Source organism: Chlamydia avium 10DC88 (assembly GCF_000583875.1).
Lineage (GTDB): Bacteria > Chlamydiota > Chlamydiia > Chlamydiales > Chlamydiaceae > Chlamydia > Chlamydia avium.
This window is the reverse complement of sequence record NZ_CP006571.1, coordinates 607485-633682: the sequence shown is the minus strand read 5'-3', so window position 1 is coordinate 633682 and position 26198 is coordinate 607485. Positions and strand designations below refer to the sequence as shown.

Below are 26198 nucleotides of genomic sequence, written 5' to 3'. Positions count from 1 at the left end.
TCCTACTGATAGTGATAAATCTGTTGAAAAGTGAATACTGCAACACCTCTGAATTAGGTTTATGATGGTCGCAAACAAGGTATCAAGATTTCAATCAGCATTTTCTCGTTCTATCGTAGTTACTATACTGGCCTCTATACGCGGGTTATATGGTTATGAATTAGATTCTCAACAAACATTATCTGAATCATTTTCTTGGAGACAGATTCAGTCAGAATTTATTTCTACTGGCATTTTGAAGAGAGATAAACCCATAGAATTCAAGCAAGAGAATCGTGTATGTGGAGACAAGTCCGTATTGAATAATTTGTCTTCATATGTTCCTTATGTCCTATCTTTTGCTGAAGTAGCCCAGGGGCAATTTTTTACAAATAAAAGCCATTTCTTCCATGTAGGCGAACTATTCTTATGGACGAATATCGATGCATCCTCAGATAATTCATCCTCATCTATTGTTGTTCCCCTTAAACAAGATTCTGAGGAAACAAAAGTTCTCAGTAATTACGCATTAAAGGATGCTAACCATGGGTTAGCGTTTTGTTACAAATCTTCCTCTAATGGTGATGCAGACGAACAAGGTAATTTAGGATTTATAGGTCTTGCGTTTTTAGGAACTGGAGGAAGAACGGGTCTTTCTTTCTCCTCACTAAAGTCTCGAGAAGATGGAGCTGCAATTTATTCTGATAAGGATGTCATTTTTGAAAATCTCAGGGAAAAACTTGTTTTTAATGAATGTGAAACACAAACAAATGGAGGAGGTGTTGGAGCACAAAGTATTGTCGTGAATAACTGTTCTGATGTGTCTTTAACATATTGTAAATCGCAATTGGATTTACTCAGTTCCCATCAAGAAACAGATTTATCACGGGGTGGAGGAGCAATCCATGCAAGTTGTTCTCAAGGAACCTATCTTAAATCTAGTTTCCCGAATGGTTCTATTATTTTATCCAATAATGACGGAGTTGTTCTAATAGAAGGAAACCATGCGGATAAAGCAAACGGTGGTGCTTTAGCATGTAGTCATTTCACATGTTCAGCGAACCATAAGGATATTTTTTGTCTAAAGAACCAGGCTCTTTCTGGAGGGGTAATATCATCAGAACAAGTCATTGATATTTATGGGAATGTAGGTTTTTTAGAGTTCACGGAGAACGCAGCATTAATTTCTACATCAACAGGTACCTCTACATTACTAGGTGGAGGAGTTTTAGCTTCCGGAGAAGAAATCAATCTATGCAATAATAGTCGATTGCATTGTTGCAAAAATTCTTCTCAATCCTATGGAGGTGCCTTTGTATCTAAAAATATCAAGATTGTAGAGAATGTAGGTGATTTCCTATTTAAGTCAAATTCAGCGAATCTCTCTGGTGGAGCAATTAGCTCTCAGAATATGGTAGAAATTCAGAACAATTTTGGATCGCTAATTTTCGAAAAGAATGAAGCACAATATGGTGGAGGAGCAGTTCATTGTTATGCTTCAGTAACATCGCAGGAGTCTTCAGAAACATCACAGCAGTATGGAGAAATTAAAATCCTTAATAATTCTGGAGATGTGAGTTTCATCTCTAATACAAATAAACTAGATGCAGCTACTGTGCCTAATTATATGGGTGGAGGAGCTCTTTATGGAGATAGTATTGTTGTTGCCGGAAATAGAGGATCTGTTGCTTTCTCTAAGAACTCTATGATTCAACCTGTGTCTTCAAGTACTCATCTTGGTGGAGGAGCTATTTTCGCTCATAATGATGTTGTTATTTCAGGTAATTCCGGTTCATTAAGATTTTCTTGTAATTATGGAAATACAAGATCTACTCCCACTCAATCAACACCAGCAATTGAAGCCTCAGAATCTTCAGCCAATACAGAATCAGCCGATACAGCAACTTCATCTACTGAAGCAGACACACCCTCTACTGTATCAAACAATGAGGCAGCACAGCTTATGGATTTAGGAATCCAGGGTGGAGGGGCTATTTTTGCAAAGAAAATTGTTATCCAAAATAATTCAGGAGAAGTCGATTTTTCTGAAAATTGTATGAATATTCAGGAAGGTTATCGACAAAAATCAGATATTATAGGTGGAGGTGCTTTATTAGGAACTGATGAAGTACATATTTCTAATAATGCTAACCTAGTGTTTTCTAGTAATTATGTGCTTGGAGGATCTGCAAGCGGTGGAGCAATTTTATCTAAAATTGTAGACCTCTCTAGTAATCAAGGCATGTGTTTTATGCACAATTCTTCCTTATCTTTAGGTGGCGCAGTCTGCTCTTTAAATGCATTGAATGTGGATAATAATAAACAGGATATTTCCTTTATTGCTAATAGAACAAAGATTGCAGGAGGTGCTCTTGCTAGTGCTGAAGGATGTGTTTCTTTATCTGCAAACGAAGGAATCATAGAGTTCAAAAATAATGGGATGCTAGGCTCTTCTGATTCCGAGAATTACAGTGGTGGAGGAGCGATATTTGCTAAACAAAGAGTGGATATCAGTAAAAACAGTTGTTCTGTTTCTTTTTTAGGGAATAATGCAGGAAATTTTGGTGGAGCAATTCTAACAGGATGTATGGAATCCCATCAAGAAGACGAGAAGAATGTCGTAACACTTTCTGGAAATGACTCTAAAGTAGTAATCAAAGAAAATTCTGGTGACGTTATTTTCTCTGGGAATAGTGTGTTAAACCATAATTCTACCAATGAGTTCGGCGGAGGGGCTATTTGTACTCAAGATTTAGTTATTCAGAAGAATTCAGGTCTAGTCGCCTTCTATAATAACTACGCCCCTACAGGTGGAGCTGTTCGTATTTGTGAAAAAGGAATAGTAGTTTTAGAAGCTTCAGAAGGAGACATTCTTTTTCAAGGAAATAGGAATTCATCAGATTTGTCTGACGGCTTGTATTTTGCAGGTAAGGAATCTTCTTTAATAGACGTGTCTGCTTCTAAAAATCATAGTGTATGTTTTTCTGATGCGATCATATTTGAAGATCTCACTTTAAGAAGAACAAATTCAGAGCATTCGGATATTTTAAAAGACCCCACATTGAGATTAAATAGTAAATCAGCTGAAGATTCAGTAGAACATACAGGAATCATACGCTTTTCTTCTGCTACGTCGAAAATTCCTCAAGTGGCCGTGTTAGAGTCAGGTACGTTAGCTTTGTCAGATCAAGCTCAGTTATGGTTATGCGGACTCAAGCAGGGAGAAGGAAGTAAGATTTTGTTGGCTTCAGGAACTGTACTAGGTATTTTTGAACCTTTGAAGGAATCAGAAAATTCAAATTCTGAAGGACTCAATTCTCCATCAGCAAAGTTTCCCTATTCTATGGATACTACTAATGAGAATGACCAACTGAATGAGGAAAAGTTATTAATGGATGTCAGTTCTTTTGACATAGACCTTGCTTCTTTTGTTTCAGAGCCTGGTACAACTCCTCTTCCTCCACAAATTGTCATTCCTAAAGGAACTGTAATTGGTTCTGGAGCTTTAGATTTAACGCTCATAGATACAGCAGGTATAGGTTATGAGAATCATGCGTTGCTTAATAAGGAAACAGATATTGCCTTGATTACTTTTAAGACAGATTTAACAGAGTCTGTAGATGCAAATCATGTTTTAGAGTCTTTAAAAGTAAATGTTTCTGTTCCTGAAATAACAGAATCTACATATGGACACACAGGGTATTGGTCTGATCCTCAAGTAGTTCATGGGAAGCTCATGATTAACTGGAAACCCACAGGCTATAAATTGAATCCAGAAAAATCAGGAGCTATAGTTTTGAACACATTGTGGGGGCAGTACGAAATCTTACGTGCTTTGAAACAACAGCAAATGTCACATAACATCACTTTACAGAGAATGGAAATGGATTACTCAACGAACATGTGGGGATCTGCTATGGGAACATTCTTAAATTGTGCAACAATCGCTCAAATAGATGGCTTTAACCATCGTTCGGGAGGTTATGCTCTAGGGCTGGATACCCAATTAATAGAAGATTTCTTAATTGGGGGAAGTTTTGCTCAGTTCTTCGGTTACACAGATAGTCAATCTTATGCATCTCGAAGTGAGCAAAACGGTTATTTGGGATCTGCTTATATGAGTATTTTCTCTGGCTCCTGGTTATTTAAGGGGATGTTTATTTATAGTGATGTACATAATCATTTGACAACGACATATTCATCTGATTTAGGTAAATCTCAAGGATCATGGAATAGCCGCGGTATATTAGCAGATGCTAACGTGAATTATCGTTATATCATTAATTCTCGTAGGCTCATTTCATCTTTAGTATCCGCTTTTGTTCCTTTTGCGGGAGCTGAATATTCTTATATAGAATTACCTACATTTTCTGAAATAGGTAGTGAAGCACGAACATTTGCAGAAGGAAATTTACAGAATGTCTCTGTCCCTGTAGGAGTTTCTCTAGAACACAATTATTCAAGAGGACAGCGTTCAGAAGTAAATAGTTTACGTGTTTCCTATGCTTTTGATGTTTATCGTCAGCAACCACATGTTCTAGTTAATTTGCCCGTTGCTTCTTATAGTTGGGAAGGAGTCGGTTCTAATTTATCTAGGAAATCTATGAAGGCTCAGTTTAATAATGATACAGAGTGGAATTCCTACTTTAGTACATTTTTAGGGATGTCTTATGAATGGAGGGAACACGTAGTAGCTTACGGTATAAATGGAGGAGCTCGTCTGATTTTCTAAGAATTGCTATTAGCATATAATTGTAAAACGCATTGTTCCCTAAGTGCAATGAGACGGAAAAATCTACTCCATGGTTAGGGAAATAGATGTCGGAAGAACAGTGAGTAAACTCCTTTATGGACTATTTACTGTTCTTCTAATAATTCCAAGATTCCCTCACGTACCAGTAGGTAAATAATTGCGATTTTACATGGCTTATAATCTTCTTCTTCAGGGAAGAATATTTGCATGAGCTCTGACACATGTTCCTGAGGCGCTACTGCTTCTAGGTCAGATAATATTATTTCCATCAAAGTATTCAGCTGTTCTTGAGATGCTTGTTTCGCTTGTTCTAAAACAAACTCTACCATGTGTCTTGCACATGTAGCATAGTATGCTACAAATCGATCATATTGCTGCGCAAGCTCTTCACGGTTTTCTGTTAACTGCCGTGTGTATGAATCAACAAATCCGGGATCTACACCAAGAGGCTCTTGATATATTAACTTAAAGGCTGATTCTATATGCCATTGTGGCGCATTTCGATACATGTCGCGAATCGCAAGATGTTTGAATGCCTGTACCCAAGTGAGAAGTAGATCTCTTCCATGTGTGCTAGAATTTAAATAGAGCTCTAGCTGGTTATTTGATTCTGTAATCCAGGTAGGGGCACAGCGATCACTATAGGAGGTAATATTTTTCAGAATAAGTTTTTTCTCATTCTGTGATAGATTTGTTCTTGACAGAAGTTGGTATAGCAAGTGCATAGTTGCTCGAGCTGATGCTGCAGCTTCATCGGTATAGTTTATGAGATGTTCTCTTTCAGCAGCTAGGTGGTTAATGATAAATACCATGCTCCGTGTAGTCGGATTATTCCTTCCACAGATATCTTCAACTAATTGTATGAAACTGTATTTAAATTGTGACCATTCTGGTTGTGATTGTGATAAAGCTTGTAATAGGGCATTTGTCGAAGGTACTAGAGGAAGACTGTCAGGTCGAGTTGTTATTGGCTGGGAAAACTTTTGTTGTAATAATGCAATGTATCCGGAAAGTTCTCTTGCAGTCATGTCTGGAGAAACAGGAGGCAGTAATCGGCGTATGATTGCGCTACCGGAGCCTGTCTGTTCTTCTTCTAGAGAAGCAATAGCGTGTTCTCTTTGAAGGAAGGATATAGCAAGTAATTCGTCGTATACTATAGGTAGTAGGAGTTCAGGTGCTGAACTCCAGTGGGCAGATTGTTGGTAAATGCTATTCAACATCTCAATCTTTAAAGATATAGGGAGAGATGTTTGTGTGAACAATGTGAGTAGGCACGAGAAGTAAGCCCGTGCCGTTTGTTGCACAGATGGATCTTGCAGAGGTGATTCTTCTTCAGGATTAGCTATTCTCTGAATAGCATCTTTTAGGTCAGCTGCTCTGGAATCTCTTATCAGTAAGGAAATGTATTGGTTTAATTTGTCTATGAATTCCCAATCTGACGGCGCTTCGAGAAGGAGGCGATCCGTAAATGCTTGCTGCCATATTGAAGGATGCTCATTTTCAATAGATTCCAGGATACTTGTTGCTCCTGATTCTTCTAGTGTAGGGGAAGTTGGAGAAGTTTCTGCGGGTACAGGAGGCGTCGGAGAGATAAATGCATTTGAGGGAAGATCATGAGGACTTTCGTTTTTCAATAACTCCAGAACGAAAGGAAAATACTCTGGGTACTTCTGTAAGGGTAATTCGGGAAGATGGCGTTGCAAGAATTTAATTCGAGCATCTTGCATTATACTTTCGGGTAGTGGAGAAGGTGGGACTTCTTCGACTTCTTCCCTTGAGACATCTTCTGTTTCTGATTCTTCTTCTTCAACGGATAATAGGGGAAGAGTAAGGGCTTGCTCCATATTCGGAGGACTTTCGAAGAAGAGATGGGCTGGTAGATTGAGTATAGATTCTGTGTCTTCAGGAAAGTCCATTCCTTCTAGGGTAGTGCGAGCTATAGCTATAACATCAATACGATTTATAGGAAGATGAGAAAAGTACATAGAGAGATATTCTCTAAGAGAGGGCTCTACAGGCTCTTCTATAACATCTGCGGGCTCTTCTTCTATAACATGAGAAGAAATAGAGTCTTGCCTATCTTGGAATGGGGGACGAGGCCTTTTTGAAGAAGGTGTTTCTAAATCAGGAATTGTAGTGCGACGCATTTTACAACATAAGAATCCCGAAAGTAAGACAAGTTTAACAGGAAGTAAAAGAATAGCAATGATAACAGAAGAAATAGCTGCTAAAATGGATACAAATACATGGAGCGGGTTAGAGGGACGCGCGCGATTTAGACAGCAACAAGAACTCAGGAGATCTCTGCACTTGTTGTAAATAGAGGTATAGGAAGTTGCCTGGTAAAATGTTATCAAGGGATGTTGTGTAATACTTGGATAACACTGTGGTATACTAGGATCGGAAGCTAATGTCATAAAAGCTTTAAAAATTTATAATTTAAAAGAATTTTACATGGCATTTTGATTAAAATCAATTATTTCTAAAATAAAAAGTTTTTAATTAATTTTTTTATTAAAAAATGAAAAAGAAATAAATTTTTAAAGCAACTTTAAAGAATTTTAAAATTTCACTTTTGTAAAGTGATTGTTAATTTTCTTAAATTCAATTAGAAAACAAAATGATTTTTACAGAGATAGAAAATACTTTAAAAGTACCCCTCTAACCCGTCGTATATGGCGTGTTGCACATCACAAGCCAATGTGCTTATTTTTCTACAGTACTGGTTCGTGTTATTGATTTTGTAATTAAATCATAGACATTCTCATTTGTATATCCAATGTATTAAGAGCGAGTCAGAGAGAATCTAGGAAGGTCACCTTATAGCTTATTGCTGATTTTTCTCTTGATGGAGGAGTGGCTTGACTTTATGAATAAATTACTTGCATTTTAAATCTTGCAGCAGCTTAATTTTCAACTTAATTATTTTAATGTAAGCAGCTTATGGCTTCAGTGTTGTCCCCGAAAGATTTACCCGTGCCTTTAAATATCTTCCATAGCTACATCTGAGAAATCTTCATTAAGAGAAAACGAGATCAATTGTCAGATCGAGTAACCTCGCTTCAAAATAAGGTGGAGATTTTGAAACAGACAGTAGACTATCTGGAAAGTGAGAAAGCAATATTGTTAGAAGAACATCTAGAAGTTTAACAACGACGAGATGACTTAATTCTAGCTACAGGAAAAAATAGAACGTGAATGGGTGGAGAAAGGATTACAGATAGCTGCACTGCAATCATTGACTAGTAGTGAGGATCAAATCTCAGAACAAGTAGATAGCCAAGAAGGAGAGCAATTAAGACTTTATTCACTAAAGAAACAAACAGAAAATAATATTGGAACAAGTCCTAAATTAAAAAGGATAGTTTATTATGGTTCTTCTTGTTTTTTTAATTTTTTAAGGTCTTTATTAGCTTCTTATCTCATGCTCAAAGTACAAGGTTTTTTCTATGCATATGCCTTAGGAAAGCGAATTAAGGATTAAATTATTTTCGCCATCCGGTAAGTTTGTCTGTTTGTTTTGGTATCTAGTTTATGAACTTATGATTTTAAAAGAGCATGTTCTATGGAAATTACTGCTGTTTGTAAAGAGAACACAAATTTAGTTCAAAACACGGATTCTTCAGTAGACGCGTTTTCTCGGTGCCACTCCATGTCATCTACGGTCATTGCTATGCTATCATCGTGCGTGTTACTTGGTCTGGAAATTACTTCCTTAGTGCTTATTGCATTGATGAGTCCAATGAATTTCATTTTGATCTCTCTTTCTTCTGTAGTTATTGCTATTACTTTGATTTTGTCGTTTATTATTTTTTATAAAATTTTTAAGGGACATCAAGAGATAGACGACATTAAGAAAAATAGAGATTCTCTTTTAAATGAACTGAGTCAATATGATCTACAATTAAAAGAATATCAGTTTCAGTTAAGCATTACACAGGCTGCTTTAGATAATAACGAGATGGAACTTATTGATAGTTCTCTTATGTTTACCACAAAAGAGGAGGAATTTGCTGAAGTAAGTCGTGAATCTCGTCAAAGAGAGATCGAGTTTCTACGTTCTCAGAAACAAATTACCGTTTTACAGAGAAGATTAGATAAAACAGAGTCCACGCTATTAAAGCTGCAAACTTATGTACAACAGCTAGAGGAAGAAAACTGGTCTCTTAAGGAAGCCTCCATATAAAAAAGACATGTTTATTTTGATTATAAAGAATTTTTTATAATCGTTCTTATATTGAGAATAATTTCCATTTGTAGGATCTTTGTAAAATAAGTTTTTAATAATTTAAGATAGATAGATTGCCTTATTGTGTTTTTGAAACATTATTTTAGTTGAGCAGAGGCATGGTTATGGTTTCTCCTACTTCCCCAGAGAATATTGTCAGCACACAATCGACGACACAGCTTCAAAGTTCGGATAAAGTTAAGATTGTATTGATCACTTCTCTAGCGGGGCTTATCATCGGCATTTCGATATTGGCAATTGGCGCTTCTCTTTTGGGGGTTTTTTGTTCCCAGTTACCTATAGCGTTTCATTTGCTTATGGGGTCGGTACTTTTTGGTATTGTTTTACTCTTAATCCTTGGCTGTGTCTATAGTCGAGCTCTCTTTAAATTACTTCAGTTGCATGGCTACGAAGCTACTAATGCTTTATATTTTCAGCGGATAATTCTTGAAAAAGAAGAAGCACTCAAGGAGCTAAATAAAGTGTTAGATGAAAAAAATAAGGAATTAGGGAAAGCTCTTGCTTCTAATCAAGTTCTTGTTAATGAGAAGATGGGGATGGAATCCACCGTGAATAGATTGAATTCCGAACTTATGAAGTGTCAGAGGAATTACGTCAATCAAGAAATCGCTTCCAAGATGATTATTAGCAAAATGAGAGAAAGTTATAACGAGTTGTTTTCTGAGACAGTTATTTTAAAGCAATCCTTAGACATAGAAAAAGGAAGAAATAATAGTTTACAATCTCAATTGCAAATAGTTATGAATGATCTAGAACTTAAAGTCGGAATTGTGCAGTCACAAGAAGAAGAGATGGCCCAACTTAGTGAGAGAGAGAAAAATTTAAGAGAAGAAATAGCTGGTTTGCAGCGATATATTAGTGATAGTTTAGATAAAAAATAAGAGTGGCTTAGGCTTTTTATGAACATTTTCCCCGCGTGTTTAGAACACATGATTTCCCCATGCATAACGAATAGCAAGCATCATTGCTTTGTAGCGTATACGATTTCAGTGATTGTGGCAGGAATATTGTCTTTGGTAATCAATATTATAAGTTTATTTGTTACCACTCAAGTTTCTTTAGGTTATTTGATTCTAAATGCGCTCATATCTTTTGTCTTGATAGTCTTGGGAATTCATTTTTTAATTAGCCAAAGTAATGCTTTAAGAAATTATGTTAGGGCTCAGGACGAAGCAGTTAAACTGAGTAACCATATACAATGTTTAGATAAGCAAATTCTTGGATATCAAGATCAGGTAACACAACTAGAAGATAAAGTTAGGCATCTAGATAAAAGTATAGACGCATTGAAACAGGAAAATACTTTTTGCAAAAATAATTATTTAGCAGAGTTGGATTCTCGAGATGCATACGAGTTCTATATTCAAGACCTGACTCGAAAATTACAAGAAATGATTTTATTATAATTCTTAAGAAGATCCTAATGTCTAGAGAGTTTATGCTTTCTTTCTCGGATTGTTGTGTAAACACGACTATTGTTAGAAATTATCCTTCCCTCTGATAGAGTTCATTGTTGCCGTATTGGAAATGGTTAATATCATTTCTGAAATAAAAAGATAGGGTATCCATTTGCTTTTCATTGCTTAATTTTTATTGTCAATAGCCTTATCCCTTTATCTATGACTTGCGTTAAAAGAATGTCTTATTATCTAATCTTGGCCTTTTAGTTTTAGGTAGTGGTAGTGATAAATGCTTGTAAATTGTTGTTCTTTTAGAAATGTAGAAAGCAATCAATCGCAATATGATATTAATAAATCTACGGCGTGTAAAGTTATCAATGTTTTACTTTTAGTCGTAGGGATACTCGTCACCTCATTGGGGGGGGGGGGGGGGTTGTTGCCTCTGTTGTTTTTGGCATTGATTTCAGTATTTTCTCTCCTCTAGTTTTAGGAGTCACTATTGGTATAGGGCTTCTTCTTTTAGTTTCGGGAATCCATTGTTTAATTTGCAGATCTTTAGTTTCTAAGGCTCAAGCAAGTAGACTTCACCTACCAGGAGATCAGGACGTCCTTATTTTACGAAAGGCTGTAGCTGAAAGTCAGGCAGCAGCCGCAGCAGCGGAGGCAAATTTTGATGAGCAGATACGGAATTTCACTGTTAAACAACAAAGTTATCAAGGGATTTTAGATCGAAAGAAGCAAGAGGCGATTAAAGTTGCTGAAGCAAAAGGAAATTTACTAGCTACGAGGGAGAAAATCCAGAGTTCTACTGATTCTGAGACGCTCCAATCTAAATATTTAATATTTTCACGTGTTAAAGAAGACTCTTTAGACTTTAGAAAGTTTGATTTGTGTTTGCGAACTTATTTGGAAGCTGTAGATGGTTGGAGTAGTGTTAGTATACAATTAGATGATGAACAACCTCAGGTTGATTCACTCATGCATGCAGCTCAAAATTTATCTAGGTGTGTTGAAGAACTCCTTAAGAATAGTAGGCAGTTGTGTAACTTACTGGAAAATAAAGTTTCTGAAGATCAATTAAAAATAGACGGGTTAAAAGTTAAAATAGTAGAGTTAGAACAGAAGATTCAGGACCTTAAAATTACAAATTCTACTCAAGATGAAACGATAAAAATTCTTAATCAGCAGTTAGAAGATCTTAGACAAGCAAAAGCTAAACTAGAGCAAGATCAAGAGAAGAAATTAGCCGATATATTAAGAGAGAAAGCAAGTATTACTGCTAAACTAACTGCTACAGTAACAAAGTTAGAACGAGATAAAGTTCGTGGTAAGCTTCAATCACAACTAAGCCAAATTAGTGATAAACTTAAAGAAGAGAAAGATAAGGTAGAAGATCTAGAGCAGATTCTTCAAACTGAAAGAGCAAAAGGACAAGCTTCTGAAGAAGAAATATTACGATTAAATCGAGAGTTAGAGTCAAGACAGAATAAGATCAAGGAACTAACAGAAAAGATTCAAAATCTCGAGATTGTACAAATACGCTATACGAGTCTATCAACAGAGTTATCATTAGAGAAACAAGAAAAAGAAAATGAGCGTTCACGAAATGAGAAATTACTTCAAGAGCTTGAGTCTTTAAGAGAGAAATCACGATCTGAGATAGATCTGCAAGTACAGAAGATAGTTCATCTTCAAAAAGAACTTGATTCTATAAGTCAAGACAACTCTGAGTTGAAAAATACTTTTGAGTCTTTAAGAGAGAAATCACGATCTGAGAAGGATCTGCACATGCATAAGATAGTTAATTTTCAAAAAGAACTTGATTCTATAAGTCAAGACAACTCTAAGTTGAAAAATACTTTAGAGTTGTATGAGCGAATGTTCCGTGCCTTCGAAGAAAAATTAGAGAAGAAAAAGCATAAGGAATTAGCAGCATTTAAGACTGTTAGAGAGAACTTAGCTGCTTTCTCTCATTATTCTAGAGAGCATATTTTGACTCTTTCTCAGAATGAGTTATATAAGAAAATTGATGAGCAGAGCAAAGAATTACAAGAAGAAAGGGAAAGAAACCAAGAATTGCAACAGCGCATAAATCAGTTGGAATCACAAATAACCTCCCTATCGGAGACAACTACAAAACAACTGGAACAGATAGAATCTAAAGACAAACAAATTGAAGAATTGCAATCTAAGTTATTAGAATCTTCGAGAGACGTTGCATCTTCAAGAGCTTTAAGAGCTTTGGTTCAAGCAATGGCAATGAGTTTACCTGAATCGAGAAGACAACAGTTACTTTCAACAATTCTTCCCAGCCAGGAATCTCCTGATAAACAGCCTCCACAGCATTGAGATTCTGATTCATAAAATTAAGAGTGTGATTTTGCTTGATTGAATTTTAGTTCGTAACATAGTTTGTTTATGGTCTAAGAAAGTTCTATAAATAGAATCCTTTATTTATTGAACCCATTGGACGTTGTTACCTACTCATTATGAGTATGTTAATGACTGTGTTAGGTTTGAGTTTTTACAATGAATTTGTTATTCTGTTTGGAAAGGCGAATCAGAGAGATTGAGGACGTGTAATCTTTTGGTTTATCTAAGGATATGATTATTAAAGTTCTTGCGTTTAAAATCCTCGGCTAATTTCGATTCTTCCATTTTTTATGAAACATGATGGTTCGTAATGGTTACTGCATTAGTTCCTCAAAGTATTTGTTCCCAACTAACAAATAGTTGTCGTATTTCTTCACGCTCACTTCTATCTATAACTAATATTTCGACTATAATTCTTGGTTTATTACTTTTTTGTTGTGAAGTAGGAGCGTTATTTTTTTTCTCATGGCAAGTATCCGTACTACTTAGTGTGTTTATGGTCATGATTATGACTCTAAGTGTTGTTCTCATTTGTAATATGGTATATCAATCTCTAATGAGAGGAAGTCTATCTATAGAAGTAGAGGAGCAGGCTCAGAAATTACAAAAATTGGAGTCAGAAGCTGCTAAAGTGCAAGCTTTAGAGGAAAAATTATTAGATGCTAAAGCAATAATTCATAGGAAATGCAATCGTATTTTGTTTTTAAAAGACCAATTGCAGTTAGCTCAGCAAGAGATTAGCTGGGGTGAGAATAATAGAACTCTTTTAGAAGAAATACAGAGAAGGCAGTTTTTACTGGAAGAAAAGAAGTTATCTTATGAAGAGATAATTCAAAACTTGAAAAATAAGATTGCACAGAATTAGAGCGAAGAATCTTGAGGAATTTAATGACTCTTTATTATACTTTTAAATTTTTAATTCAAATAATTTTCTATATTTTTATATAAGCGGGCATTTTATGGCGGTCCCTAATTTAAATGTTGACTCAGGTGTTTCTTCTTCTATTAAAACGCAATGTTCGCCTGCGAAGCCTTGTTTTCCCTACATTCTAACTATTATCACTATAACAACAGGAACTCTACTTATGGGCTTTACATTGGGGGCTTTGGTAGTTTTTTCTTTTCATGCCTTCGGATGTTTAGCGGCTTTATCCGCAGTTGCTATGATTTCAAGTGTGATTTTGTTCATTATTGCCATGTATGGGAATAAGAAGTTGATGCTGATATCAAGAGTTTTTCTATTGCAATCACAGTTATCAAAAACTCAAGAGGAATTAAAAAGTTTGGAAGAGACTAATAAAGAAAACGAACTTCTTTTGAAAAATGAACGCGTAAATCTACAAGATCTTTTACAAAGGGAAAAATATCTGCGAGAAGAATTACTTCATGCGCAAGAGGAAGTAAGTAATAAGCAGATTTATCACAGAATGCAACAAGAACTGGAAGCATTGGAACAAGCATCATATCAATATGAAGTAGAAGCCATAAAAAAGATTCGTGAGTATGAAAATGAACTTGTTCGAAACCAAGAAATTACATCTCCTTTTTCTAAATCTAATATCTATACTATAGAAGAAAAGGACGAGAAAGAAGAGCTGAGATCTCAGGAAAGTCCTTTTTAAAACTGACTCTAATTATTAGACTTATTTTTATTTGAATACGATTGCCCGTATATAGCTTTTAAGCATTCTTGAGGGGTTACGACATTTTTTGTCATAATATCAAACAAGGATTTGCACGCCTGTTTTTGGTTTTCTTGGACTTTTGGATTTGCTAGGACATCTATAGCTGCAGCTACTTCTTCGTGTGAGAAGTCATACTTTCCCCCTATAAATTCCGGGAAGATTATGGAATTCGTAATGATATTAGGAAGAGAATATGCAGGAAGAAGAATTTTGAATATGTATTTTGCTAAAAAAATTGTCAAAAGATCCTAACAAACATGTAACAATTGTAGGAGTTTGATGAAGAGCTGTTTCAAGGACAATAGTTCCACATTTGGCTAATGCGAAATCACAAGAGTGCATTAATTGATAGCGTAGTGTGAATGGAATTATTCGACTATTTTCACATCCTTCTTTTGTAAGTAGGTCAGAAAGAATATGATCATATTTAGCGTGGGACGAGGAGACGAGAAGTTGATGAGTACTTGCTAGTGATGATGCTAGAAAAGCACGTATTTGCACGGTTAAATTTCTTGTGATATCTCCTGGTCGACTTCCAGGGAAAGCAGCAACAATAGGTTGATTAGAAATAGCCAACTTCTCTTTCCATATATCGCTATGTTGGAATTTTTTAGCAGTTTCTACTAAAGGGTGCCCTAAATAGACAGTTTTTAGTGGGGAGTTCTGAAAGATGTCTTGTTCGAAGGGTAAGATTAACAGGAGAATATCAAGATTTTTTTCTAAAATTTTTTTTCTATTTTGTCTCCAAGCCCAAATGCTAGGACAAACATAGTGGATAATTTTACCCTGATATCCTGATTTTCTTAATTTTTTGATTAGAAATAAATGAAAATCAGGGAAATCAATAAAAAGAACAGTTTCAGGATTTTCTTTCAAAATAGCTTTATGTAATTTTCGGTATTTAGCAAATAATCCAAATATAGAAATGAAAATCTCTAAAAATCCTGATACTTGGAATTTTTCCATAGTTATGAGAACTTCTAACCCTTCTTTACGCATTAAAGGGCCGCCAACACCGAAGTATCTCCTATGAGGATCGATGGCTTTCATATGGTGGAGAATATGACTTCCTAAGGTATCACCGCTAGCTTCTCCTGCAGATAAAAAGCAACTGTAACTGTAATTGCGGTGATCAGGAAGACGATATTTTTTGTAAATGATGCGTAAATTAGCTAATGAAGGAAGTAAACCACATCCATAACTGATTATGTTTACGGGATCCCCAGTGCGTATAAAATAAGTGAACGCCAAAAAGCCTCCTAAAAAACCTACAAGCCAAAATAATGCAGGTAACGAGGAGCTTTTTTTTGTTTCTAAATAGCACCATTGCACGAAAAATCGAGACGAAAAAATTAATAATCCCAAACAGCCAAGAATATGCCAATATTGATTTGGCGGAGGGAAGGGAAGATGAAGTATATTTGGTGATGCCATCCATTTCATATGGGGATAGTAGTACGACTCTATGGCAAAGGGTAGGGTTGTAAGCATTAGGGAAAGAACAAGGATCCCTAAAGTAGATACGAACGATAATTTATAAGAAGAGGTGATATTCAGATTTCTAAAATAGATAACAAGATTTGCACTATGTAGGAGTGAAATAGGATACTGACTTTGTATGAAACCATGGGTAATCATCAGCAATGCGCCCATAGAGGACAGTATCCAGAAAATTTTAGGAACACAGGCTTGTTTTTGTTTGAAGCTAGAAAACCATTGTATAGTAAATGCGCAGCCAAAGAATAAATTAGCTAGTAATCCTACAGGATACAATACATGAACAAGAGACGGAGAGAACACGTTGCGCTTATCTTTATGATGATTCCTTTTTAGATTGTGAAGATCGATAATGTCGAATCCAAGCGACATAGATCTTATCGAGCTTAGGATACACTAAGCTACGAATTTCTAATAGAGAAAGAGCTTCAGAAAAACGTACATGATTTAGAAACTTACGGTTAAAAACATGTTTTTTTTTACAGCTAAAGGTGTTAGCCGATATTGCATCTGTAAAATCAAAGCTGTTAGAATAAAATTCTTTTTTGAGCAGCTCGTGAACGAATCCGCAAAGAATTTTCCTAGAAAATTTCTAATGTAATCGAAGATAGCGTTGAGAGAAAGCCCCGGATGTTGTTTATGTTTGTATCTAACGTTAAAATTCACAAGAGGAAATAGGAAGATAGCCATGAGTTGATGGCGTTCGTAATGATGTTTTTTCTTTAGAATATTTTGGTCTAACTTATCTAAATAAGAAAAAGTTTGTTCCTTTAATTTAGAATTTAAGCGAAAAACTTTAGCCATATAGGGAAAGAGGATTTCTAGAATTTGGTACTTAGCTGTTAATTTAAAGAATTCAGATGACACACCAGATCCTAGCATTTTAATTAACTCTTCAAAAACACGCGCTTGAGAACTTTTAATTAATTCATAACGACATTGTTGTAGGGCCTCCAATGTTTTAGGATCGATTGTAAATGCTGTTCGGGACAAGATTTTAAGTAAACGAAGCATTCTTACTGGGTCTTGTTTAAAACGGACAAAAGGATCCCCAATAGTTTGTAAATAACGATTTTGTAAATCGTTTACACCTCCGGTATAATCAATGATAGTTTCTTCGGCGGGATCATAAAAAAGACCATTAATTGTAAAATCCCTTCTTAATACATCTTCTTCTGCTGTTCCCCAGAGGTTATCCTTCGTAATTAAGCAATCTTCATCGGGGCTTCCTGAACGAAACGTAGATACTTCGATAATTTGATTTGCAAAACGGACATGCGCTAAGCGAAATCGTTTCCCTACTAGGATACAATTTTTAAATAATGTTTTAATTTCTTCAGGTTTTGCTGATGTAGAAATATCAAAATCTTTTGGTGTCGTATTCAATAACAAATCACGAATACATCCACCGACAATATATGCCTGATGCCCAGCTTTCCTTAATGTTTTGATGACAGAAAGTGCATTATGGGAAAAGTCTTGGGGCTTTATATTGTAACTCGCTGCAGAATAAATGATTGGAGTAGGTGCGGATTTAGAAATTTTTCTAAACAATTCTAAGCCTCTATGGAAAAGAGTTTTATTATCACAGGCCATGTGTTATAGATTTTAATTTAAAAGTCTTGGAAGAAAATGTATTTAAGTACTCTTTTTTCTAGGGGAATTTCACCATAGCAAAAATCTCAAAGTTTGCAAGTATAAAATACCCAGATAAAGACCTCTTTTATATCTTATATCAAGATTTTATCTTACAATTTCTTAAAAGAATTTTCATTCTCATTTTTATGTATATCCTGGTTAAGTGGCTAAAGGATTCAGTAGTAAGGGTATTATAACATTAAGTTTCAGGAAGTGTTTTTACCACATCTATGTATTGTCTCAGTCATAATGATTTCTCTGATCACAATTTGAGTTTTATGTTAAAACTTTTAAACATAGAGAAAATTAAGAATAATTTTTTCTTTATAGCATCAAACTTGCTGGTCTTCTTATTTTGTTTGGAAAAGAATCTTTGGGCAAGAAAAAAACATCTTTAGGGAAATAATGGCACAGGAAATAAAACAACTGTTTGGTACTGATGGTATTCGTGGGAGAGCAAATTATGAGCCCATGACTGTAGAAATTTCTGTTTTACTTGGGAAAGCAGTAGCAGGTGTTTTACAGGAAAATAAACCAGGAAAACATCGTGTAGTGTTGGGCAAAGATACTCGTTTGTCTGGATATATGTTTGAGACTGCCCTAGTTGCTGGATTAACATCGATGGGAATTGAGACTTTAGTTTTAGGCCCAATTCCTACTCCAGGAGTAGCATTTATTACTCGTGCATATCGTGCTGATGCAGGAATTATGATTTCTGCATCGCATAATCCTTATTGGGATAATGGGATTAAGATTTTCTCTTCGGAAGGTTTTAAAATTTGTGACGCCATAGAACGTCGTATTGAAGAAATGGTTGCCAATAATAATTTTGGAAATTTCCCTGAAGATTATGCTTTAGGGAAAAATAAGCGTGTTGTGGATGCCATGGGACGTTATATTGAATTTGCTAAAGCTACCTTCCCTAAGGGGAGAACATTAAAGGGTTTAAAGATAGTTTTAGATTGTGCTCATGGTGCAGCTTATAAAGTGGCTCCCTCAGTATTTGAAGAGCTGGATGCTGAGGTAATTTGTTATGGATGCGAGCCTACAGGAATTAACATTAACGATAATTGTGGAGCTCTTTTCCCTTCAGTGATTCAAAAAGCAGTAATCGAACACAAAGCAGATATAGGGATTGCTTTGGATGGCGATGGTGATCGCGTGATTATGGTGAATGAAAAAGGTCAGATTGTTGATGGAGACATGATTTTGGGAATTTGTGCTAACGATCTGAAAAATAAGGATCTATTGAATCGTAATCATGTAGTGGCAACTGTAATGACTAACTTTGGTGTATTAAAATATCTTGAAAGTATGGGTGTTGGTATTTTGATTTCCTCCGTGGGGGATCGTCATGTTCTGCAAACAATGTTGGAAAATGAAGCCAATTTAGGCGGTGAGCAAAGTGGACATATGATCTTTTTAGATTATAATACAACTGGAGATGGCATCGTTTCTGCTTTGCAGGTACTGCGCATTATGATTGAAAGCGAATCTACTTTGTCTGATTTAACATCACCTATTGTTAAGATCCCCCAGGCATTGATTAATGTTTCTGTGAAGAAAAAAGTGCCTCTAGATACTCTACCTATGGTGCAAGAAGCTTTAAGAGATGTCCAAGCTACTTTGGGGGATTCAGGACGTGTTTTATTAAGATATTCTGGAACAGAAAATATTTGCAGAGTTATGGTGGAGGGGTTAAAGAAACATCAAGTAGATTGCCTAGCAAAGACAATAGCGGATATCGTGGATTCTGAACTTGGGGCAGGCGCTTTAGATTAAGGTTATGTATGTGTGGAATATTTGGGTATCTAGGTTCTAAGTCAGCAATTCCTTTGATCATTGAAGGTCTCGAGAAGTTAGAATATCGTGGTTACGATTCTACAGGTCTAGCAACTATTCATGCAGGTCAGTTGTTTGTAAAAAAAACTACAGGACGTGTAGACGAATTAAAATGCTTTTTAAAATGTGATAACGTTCTTTCTAATTTAGCTATAGGACATACCCGCTGGGCTACGCATGGAGTGCCTACAGTAGATAATGCACATCCCCATGTAGATTACAGTAATAGTTGCGCTATTGTTCATAATGGAATTATTGAAAATTTTAAGGAATTAAAATCGCAGCTTCTTACTCAGGGAATTCTCTTTACTTCGGATACAGATTCTGAAGTTATTGTACAGTTGTTTTCTTCACGTTATCAACTCACACAAGATCTTCTCCATAGTTTTTCATGGACTCTTTCCCAACTTAAAGGTAGCTTTGCTTGCGGCTTGATTCATAAAGATCATCCTGATGTTTTACTTTGTGCCGCACAAGATAGCCCTTTACTCATTGGCTTGGGAGAGAAAGAAAGTTTCATAGCCTCGGATACACGAGCATTCTTAAAACATACGAAAAACGTACAGTCTTTAGCTTCTGGAGAATTGGCTGTTATAGGTTTGGGTACTGTAGAAACTTACAACTTTGCGTTAAAGAGTATACAGAAGGAAATACGTCAAGTAGCTTATACGGATTCTTCCTTAGATAAGCAGGGATATAGTTACTATATGCTTAAGGAAATCTATGAACAACCTGATGTTCTAGAGCATTTAATTGATAAATATTTTAGCGATCAAGGACATATACGATCTAACTTTTTAGAAGGTTTTTCTTTAGAAAATTTTAATGCAATTTCTATTGTTGCGTGTGGTTCTTCTTATCATGCTGGTTTGTTAGCTAAGTATATTATTGAATCTCTAGTTTCAATTCCTGTGTATATAGAAGTAGCTTCAGAATTTCGTTATCGCCAGGCATATATCGGAGAAAATACCCTAGCTATTTTAATCAGTCAATCTGGGGAGACTGCAGATACTCTAGCCGCTTTAAAAGAGTTTCGTCGGAGGCAGGTTACTTGCATATTAGGAATATGTAATGTAGAAGAGTCAGCACTTGCAACAGGAGTAGATTACTGTTTGTTTTTAGAAGCAGGTATCGAAGTAAGTGTGGCATCTACTAAAGCCTTTACTGCTCAGCTTCTTTTATTTATTTTATTTGGATTGAAGCTTGCTATGGTTAAGGGTGCTTTAAAGTTAGACGACCATCTTGCTTATGGGAAAAGCATTCTAGAGATTCCTGAGTTATGTCGTCGTCTATTAGCAAACGAACATCTTCATTCTTGGGCACTCCAACATACTCATGAAGATCGTTTTATATTTTTAGGCCGTCGTTTTATGTATCCCGTTTGCATGGAAGCAGCTTTAAAATTAAAAGAAATAGCTTATGTGGAAGCTAATTGTTATCCTGCAGGTGAAATGAAGCACGGACCTATTGCTTTAATTAGTACAGACTCTCCAGTGATTACTTTCTGTGGTGATCCTATTGTTTACGACAAAATGGTAGGATGTATCATGGAAGTGAAAGCTAGGCGAGCTCGTGTTACTGCCTTAGCATCGGAATCACAACAGGATATAGCTGCTGTTTCCGATTCTCAGATATATATTCCCAATAGTCATCCTCTTGTAGCTCCTATTCTTTATACTATTGCAGGACAGATTATGGCATATACTATGGCTTTGCAAAAAGGAAACGAAATAGACTGCCCTAGAAATCTTGCAAAGTCAGTAACTGTTGAATAAAGTAGAAGTTTGTTCAATACATCTTAGTTTTTAAAGCAAATTTATGAAGAAAGGTTTCTCATGTCTAGTAAGATTTTAGGAGGTTCTCTAATCGTTGCAGGTACAGCTATAGGCGCTGGAGTGTTAGCAGTTCCTGTATTAACAGCATATGCCGGATTCTTTCCTACAGTTTTGCTCTATAGCCTTTCTTGGTTGTTTTCTATGCTATCAGGACTATGTTTATTGGAAGTTATGACCTGGTTCAAGGAGAAACAACAAATTAATATGTTATCTATGGCTCAGTATACTCTTGGAGGTATAGGTAAAATTTGTCTTTGGGTTGTCTATTTATTCCTATTTTATTCTCTATTAATCGCTTACTTTTGTGAGGGTGGGAACATTTTATTTCGAATTTTTGGATGCCAGGGATGTTCTTTAACTTGGATACGTCACCTAGCACCTTTGGGATTTGCACTCATCATTTGTCCAGCATTGCTTTTGGGGACAAAAGTTATAGATTATTGTAACCGTTTTTTTGTTTTCGGTCTTGGTGTTGCATTTATAGCATTTTGCATTTTAGGCGTTTTCAAATTAAAACCAGAATTTCTTTTACGTACTTCGTGGATAGAATCAATAGACAATCTACCTGTACTTTTTCTTTCTTTTGGTTTTCACAACGTTGTTCCTTCTTTATATTATTATTTGGATAAGAAGGTAGCTGATGTTAAAAAATCTATTATTATTGGGAGCCTATTTCCTTTAATCTTATATATTATTTGGGAAGGTTTAGTTTTGGGAGTAGTCCCCATGAATTTTCTAATTGATGCTCATGCACACGGATATACTGCTGTAGAATCTATGAAAAATGCTTTACAATGTTCTTTATTTTATGTTGCTGGTGAGTTTTTTGGATTTTTTGCTTTAATTTCTTCCTTACTAGGTGTTTCCCTAGGATTGATGGATTTCCTATCTGATGCATTTCATTGGAATAAAAAGACACATAGTTTTTCAATGTTATTTTTAACGATCATGCTCCCCTTAGCTTGGGCAATGTGTTATCCTGAGATAGTATTAAAATGTTTACATTATGCAGGAGGGATAGGAGCATCTTTGATTATTGGAGTTGCCCCCTTACTCATGGTGTGGAAAGGTCGTTATGGAAAACATAGTTATAAAGCAAAACATTTAGTTCCTGGTGGGAAGATTGTTTTGTTATTAATGTTTTTGGTAATAGTAATTAATTTTGGTAGCATTTACTATGGGTTTAAATAAACAATGGTAAGTTTTTAATTTGTGTGAGTAAAGGAGGTCCCATGGGACTATACGATCGTGATTATGCACAAGAATCTCGTTTGTCAGGTACATTTACATCTCGAGTATATGGCTGGATGACTGCGGGACTTGCAATAACGACTTTTGTATCACTAGGATTGTATTTTTCTGGATTATATCGCGTCTTGTTTTCCTTGTGGTGGATTTGGTGTATTGCTACCCTGGGGGTATCATTTTACATTAATTCTAAGATTCATAAACTTTCTGTCCCCGCAGTTATGGGATTATTTTTAACATATTCTGCACTCGAAGGATTATTTTTCGGGACTCTTGTTCCAGTATATGCACTTCAATATGGTGGAAATGTAGTATGGGCGGCTTTCGGCTCCGCAGGATTGATTTTCGGTATAGCAGCTGCTTATGGAGCATGTACAAAAACAGATTTAACCCAAATAAGTAAAATTCTATCTTTAGGATTGGTTGGATTTGTTTTAGTCTCCCTAGTATTTGCTATAGTTTCCTTATTCGTATATATGCCATTATTCTATTTGTTAATCTGTTACATAGGATTACTTATGTTTGTTGGGTTAACAGTAGTAGATGCACAAACTATTCGTAAGGTTTCTCAAACTGTAGGAAATAACGGAGATTTAAGTTATAAACTATCTTTGATATTAGCGTTGAAAATGTATTGCAACGTAATTATGGTATTTTGGTACCTTTTACAGATTTTTTCTTCTTCAGGAAGAAGAAATTGAAACCCTAAATTTTAAGAAGTAGGGAATAGTTTTTCTAAGAATCTCTCAATGTGAAATTCTTCAAGATCCTCTACAGATTCACCGTAACCAACGAATTTGGTGGGGATTTTTAGCTGTTTGGCAATACGGAATAATGTTCCTCCTTTAGCAGAACCATCGACTTTAGTCAGGATGATTCCCGATAAGGGAATCGTCTCATGAAAAATACGCACTTGATCTACGGTATTCCCTCCTAAAGTTGCATCTATTGTCATGAACTTTTCATGGGGAGCACCTGGAAGTGCTTTGTTACATACAGACACGAGTTTCGATAGCTCTTGGAGGAGATTCGTGTGGGTGTGTAACCGACCAGAAGTATCTATAAGAACACGATCATATCCTCGAGAAATAGCTGCAGTGATACCGTCATAGGCAATAGCTGCAGCATCTCCTTTAGGTTTCCCCGAAACAAAACCACAATGAAGTTTCTCTGCCCAATAACGCATTTGAGTCATACCCGCAGCACGAAAAGTGTCTGTGGCAACAATCATGACTTTCTCTGAACGGTTTTGGTAGTAGTGGGCAAGTTTAGCTATTGTAGTAGTTTTCCCCGATCCATTAGTTCCAAGAACGAGAGATACACTAGGAGATTGGATAGGGCTGTGTAGAATAGGAAGACCTTCCAAAGTGTCTCGTAGCAGAGAAGTAACTAGCTCTTTGAGTATAACTTCACTGGGTTTCTGACACTTGAGCAAACGTGAACATAGTTCTTCTGTTAGATCAGAACCAAAATCTGCTTCATAAAATAAACTTTCCGCAGATTCTAAAAGATCAACAGAAGGAGCTTTTTTAAATAAAGATTGAATCTTGCTACTAAAGAACTTAAACATTGATTAGAGCAAAGTTAGTTGCAGCAAAAAAGATGATACAAGATAAGGAGGAAAATTTAAAGGATAATCTATGCACCTCCATGAATACCAAGCTAAGGATCTACTAGTATCCTATAAGATCCCTACTCCTCCATACAAAGTAGTGACTTCTCTTCTAGAGTGTGAGCAAGCGATTCAGGAACTAGACATCCATTCTGGAGTAATTAAGGTACAAGTGCATGCAGGAGGAAGAGGGAAGAATGGAGGCGTGCGCATTGCTAAATCTATTCCAGAAATCAAAGATGCTGTTCAACAACTGTTAAATATGCATTTTGTTAGTAACCAAACTTCTGGAGAGGCTTTACCAGTAGAGAAAGTTTTAATCACACCTTTAGTTTCAATTTCTACCGAGTATTATCTAGCCATCATTATAGATAGGAAACACCATTGTCCATCCGTCATGTTATCTAAGGCAGGAGGAATGGACATCGAAGAGGTAGCAAGCAAATCTCCTGATCAACTATTAACCATTTCTCTCTCTCCTTATGCACGTATACATAATTATCAAATTCGAAGAATTCTTAAATTCATGCAGTGGGAAGGAGAAGTAGGAAAACAAGGGATACAGATAATTCATAAGCTAATACAGTGTTTTTATGATAATGATGCTTCTTTATTAGAAATTAATCCCTTAGTTCTAACTACAGAGGGAAATCTTCTTATTTTAGATGCTAAGATGACTATCGATGACAATGCTCTATATCGTCATCCTAAATTAGAAGTCCTATATGATCCTTCTCAAGAAAATATTCGAGATGTTCTTGCTAAACAGATAGGCCTTTCTTACATCTCTCTAGATGGAAATATCGGTTGTTTAGTGAACGGTGCAGGATTGGCTATGAGTACATTAGATATTCTGAAGTTTTATGGGGGAACTGCTGCTAATTTCCTAGATGTAGGGGGTAGCGCTTCGGAAGAACAAATTCAGAAAGCAATTTCTTTGGTGCTATCGGATGAGAATGTCAAAGTACTTTTTATTAATATTTTTGGAGGAATTATGAATTGCTCCGCAGTAGCATCAGGACTTGTAGCCGTTATGCAAACAAGAGAAAATACCGTCCCCACAGTAATACGCTTAGAAGGAACAAATGTAGAACAGGGAAGAGAAATTGTGCAACGCTCGGGAATTCCTTGTCTCTTCACTAATTCATTAAATGAAGGCGCAGAATTAGCTGTAACGTTGAGTAAACAGGTTTAGGGAGTCTTATGTTCTGTTCATTAAGTAAAAATGTACCTATAATTACTCAGGGGATTACAGGGAAAGCAGGTTCTTTCCATACAGAACAATGTTTAGCTTATGGATCCTATTTTGTTGGCGGAGTTACTCCAGGGAAGGGAGGCACAGTCCATTTAAATCTTCCTGTTTATGATTCTGTTTTAGAGGCCAAGCAAGATACTGATTGCCAAGCAACTATGATCTTTGTTCCCCCCGCTTATGCTGCAGAAGCTATTCTTGAAGCTGAAGACGCTAAGATTCCTCTTATTGTATGTATTACTGAGGGCATTCCTACTAAAGACATGCTTGAAGTAAGTGACGTCATGTGTAAAAGTTCATCTCGCTTAATAGGCCCCAATTGCCCTGGAATCATCAAACCTGGAGCATGTAAAATTGGTATTATGCCCGGATATATTCATCTTCCAGGAAATGTGGGAGTTGTTTCCAGATCAGGGACTTTAACTTATGAGGCTGTATGGCAGCTAACTAAGAGAAGTATTGGGCAGAGTTTATGTGTGGGAATTGGGGGCGATCCACTGAACGGAACATCGTTTATTGATGTTCTTGAGGAATTTCAAAAAGATCCACACACAGATCTTATTTTAATGATTGGAGAAATCGGCGGAAGTGCTGAAGAAGAAGCTGCTGAATGGATTCAAAAATATTGCACCAAACCTGTAGTAGCCTTCATTGCTGGGGAAACAGCTCCTAAAGGAAAGCGTATGGGGCATGCAGGAGCTATCATTTCTGGAAATCATGGTGACGCGAGAAGTAAAAAACAGGCATTGAGAAATGCTGGTGTGTCAGTAGTCGACTCTCCTGCTTGTATAGGAGAGATAGTAGAATCTGTACTACGTTCATAATGATGATTATT

Annotated in this window: 16 protein-coding genes and 2 pseudogenes; 14 read left to right on the top strand and 4 right to left on the bottom strand. The window is 36.1% G+C overall.

From position 1 onward, the window contains the following. Positions 1–64: 64 nt before the first annotated feature. Positions 65–4711, top strand: a complete 4647-nt coding sequence (locus RT28_RS02780; protein ID WP_038500766.1) for an autotransporter domain-containing protein — start codon at positions 65–67, stop codon at positions 4709–4711. Between the two features lie 125 nt (positions 4712–4836). On the opposite strand, the gene RT28_RS02775 is transcribed toward RT28_RS02780, so the two are convergent. Beyond that, positions 4837–7149: a DUF1548 domain-containing protein gene (locus RT28_RS02775; protein WP_240991501.1), complete on the bottom strand. Its 2313-nt coding sequence runs from the start codon at positions 7147–7149 to the stop codon at positions 4837–4839. A 785-nt stretch (positions 7150–7934) separates the two neighbouring features. Between RT28_RS02775 and RT28_RS02770 the strand changes: the two genes are divergently transcribed. The 7 genes from RT28_RS02770 (at position 7935) to RT28_RS02740 (ending at position 14376) form a co-directional block, all read left to right on the top strand. Further along, entirely contained in the window at positions 7935–8216 is a 282-nt protein-coding gene (locus RT28_RS02770) for a hypothetical protein (protein WP_038500763.1), read from the top strand. A gap of 81 nt (positions 8217–8297) precedes the next feature. Then, on the top strand, positions 8298–8918 hold the full coding sequence (locus RT28_RS02765; RefSeq protein WP_038500760.1) for a coiled-coil domain-containing protein: 621 nt from the start codon (positions 8298–8300) through the stop codon (positions 8916–8918). Positions 8919–9085: 167 nt separating this feature from the next. Then, positions 9086–9862 (top strand): coiled-coil domain-containing protein, encoded by a 777-nt coding sequence (locus RT28_RS02760; RefSeq protein ID WP_240991500.1) that lies wholly within the window; start codon positions 9086–9088, stop codon positions 9860–9862. Between the two features lie 18 nt (positions 9863–9880). Then, a complete protein-coding gene (locus RT28_RS02755; RefSeq protein WP_038500754.1) occupies positions 9881–10387 on the top strand; it encodes a hypothetical protein in 507 nt (168 codons plus the stop codon). Positions 10388–11275: 888 nt separating this feature from the next. Further along, the gene (locus RT28_RS02750) at positions 11276–12730 is read left to right on the top strand and encodes a coiled-coil domain-containing protein (protein WP_166484584.1); all 1455 of its coding nucleotides are present in this window, start codon (positions 11276–11278) and stop codon (positions 12728–12730) included. A 334-nt stretch (positions 12731–13064) separates the two neighbouring features. After that, complete coding sequence (locus RT28_RS02745) at positions 13065–13619, top strand: hypothetical protein (RefSeq protein WP_038500748.1); 555 nt, start codon at positions 13065–13067, stop codon at positions 13617–13619. A 94-nt stretch (positions 13620–13713) separates the two neighbouring features. Then, on the top strand, positions 13714–14376 hold the full coding sequence (locus tag RT28_RS02740; RefSeq protein WP_038500745.1) for a hypothetical protein: 663 nt from the start codon (positions 13714–13716) through the stop codon (positions 14374–14376). Positions 14377–14384: 8 nt separating this feature from the next. On the opposite strand, the pseudogene lpxB reads toward RT28_RS02740, so the two are convergent. Both lpxB and pcnB read right to left on the bottom strand, forming a co-directional pair. Further along, positions 14385–16239 (bottom strand): annotated as a pseudogene (gene lpxB, locus RT28_RS02735) (lipid-A-disaccharide synthase). Positions 16240–16252: 13 nt separating this feature from the next. Continuing rightward, positions 16253–17532, bottom strand: a pseudogene (gene pcnB, locus RT28_RS02730) (polynucleotide adenylyltransferase PcnB). A gap of 447 nt (positions 17533–17979) precedes the next feature. Here pcnB and glmM point away from each other — a divergent pair. The 4 genes from glmM to RT28_RS02710 are packed head-to-tail and all read left to right on the top strand — an operon-like array spanning position 17980 to position 23200. Then, positions 17980–19356, top strand: a complete 1377-nt coding sequence (glmM, locus tag RT28_RS02725) for a phosphoglucosamine mutase (protein WP_038500741.1) — start codon at positions 17980–17982, stop codon at positions 19354–19356. An 8-nt stretch (positions 19357–19364) separates the two neighbouring features. Then, entirely contained in the window at positions 19365–21191 is a 1827-nt protein-coding gene (gene glmS, locus RT28_RS02720) for a glutamine--fructose-6-phosphate transaminase (isomerizing) (protein ID WP_020356473.1), read from the top strand. 60 nt (positions 21192–21251) lie between these two features. Then, complete coding sequence (locus RT28_RS02715; protein WP_038500738.1) at positions 21252–22442, top strand: aromatic amino acid transport family protein; 1191 nt, start codon at positions 21252–21254, stop codon at positions 22440–22442. 41 nt (positions 22443–22483) lie between these two features. After that, positions 22484–23200, top strand: coding sequence for a Bax inhibitor-1/YccA family protein (locus RT28_RS02710; RefSeq protein WP_020356471.1), 717 nt, complete (start codon positions 22484–22486; stop codon positions 23198–23200). Between the two features lie 11 nt (positions 23201–23211). Here RT28_RS02710 and ftsY read toward each other — a convergent pair whose 3' ends face one another. After that, complete coding sequence (gene ftsY / locus RT28_RS02705) at positions 23212–24069, bottom strand: signal recognition particle-docking protein FtsY (RefSeq protein ID WP_020356470.1); 858 nt, start codon at positions 24067–24069, stop codon at positions 23212–23214. A 70-nt stretch (positions 24070–24139) separates the two neighbouring features. Here ftsY and sucC point away from each other — a divergent pair, with 70 nt between their 5' ends. Continuing rightward, positions 24140–25306, top strand: a complete 1167-nt coding sequence (sucC, locus tag RT28_RS02700; protein ID WP_020356469.1) for an ADP-forming succinate--CoA ligase subunit beta — start codon at positions 24140–24142, stop codon at positions 25304–25306. 8 nt (positions 25307–25314) lie between these two features. Further along, positions 25315–26187 (top strand): succinate--CoA ligase subunit alpha, encoded by an 873-nt coding sequence (gene sucD, locus RT28_RS02695; RefSeq protein ID WP_038500734.1) that lies wholly within the window; start codon positions 25315–25317, stop codon positions 26185–26187. Positions 26188–26198 lie beyond the last annotated feature (11 nt).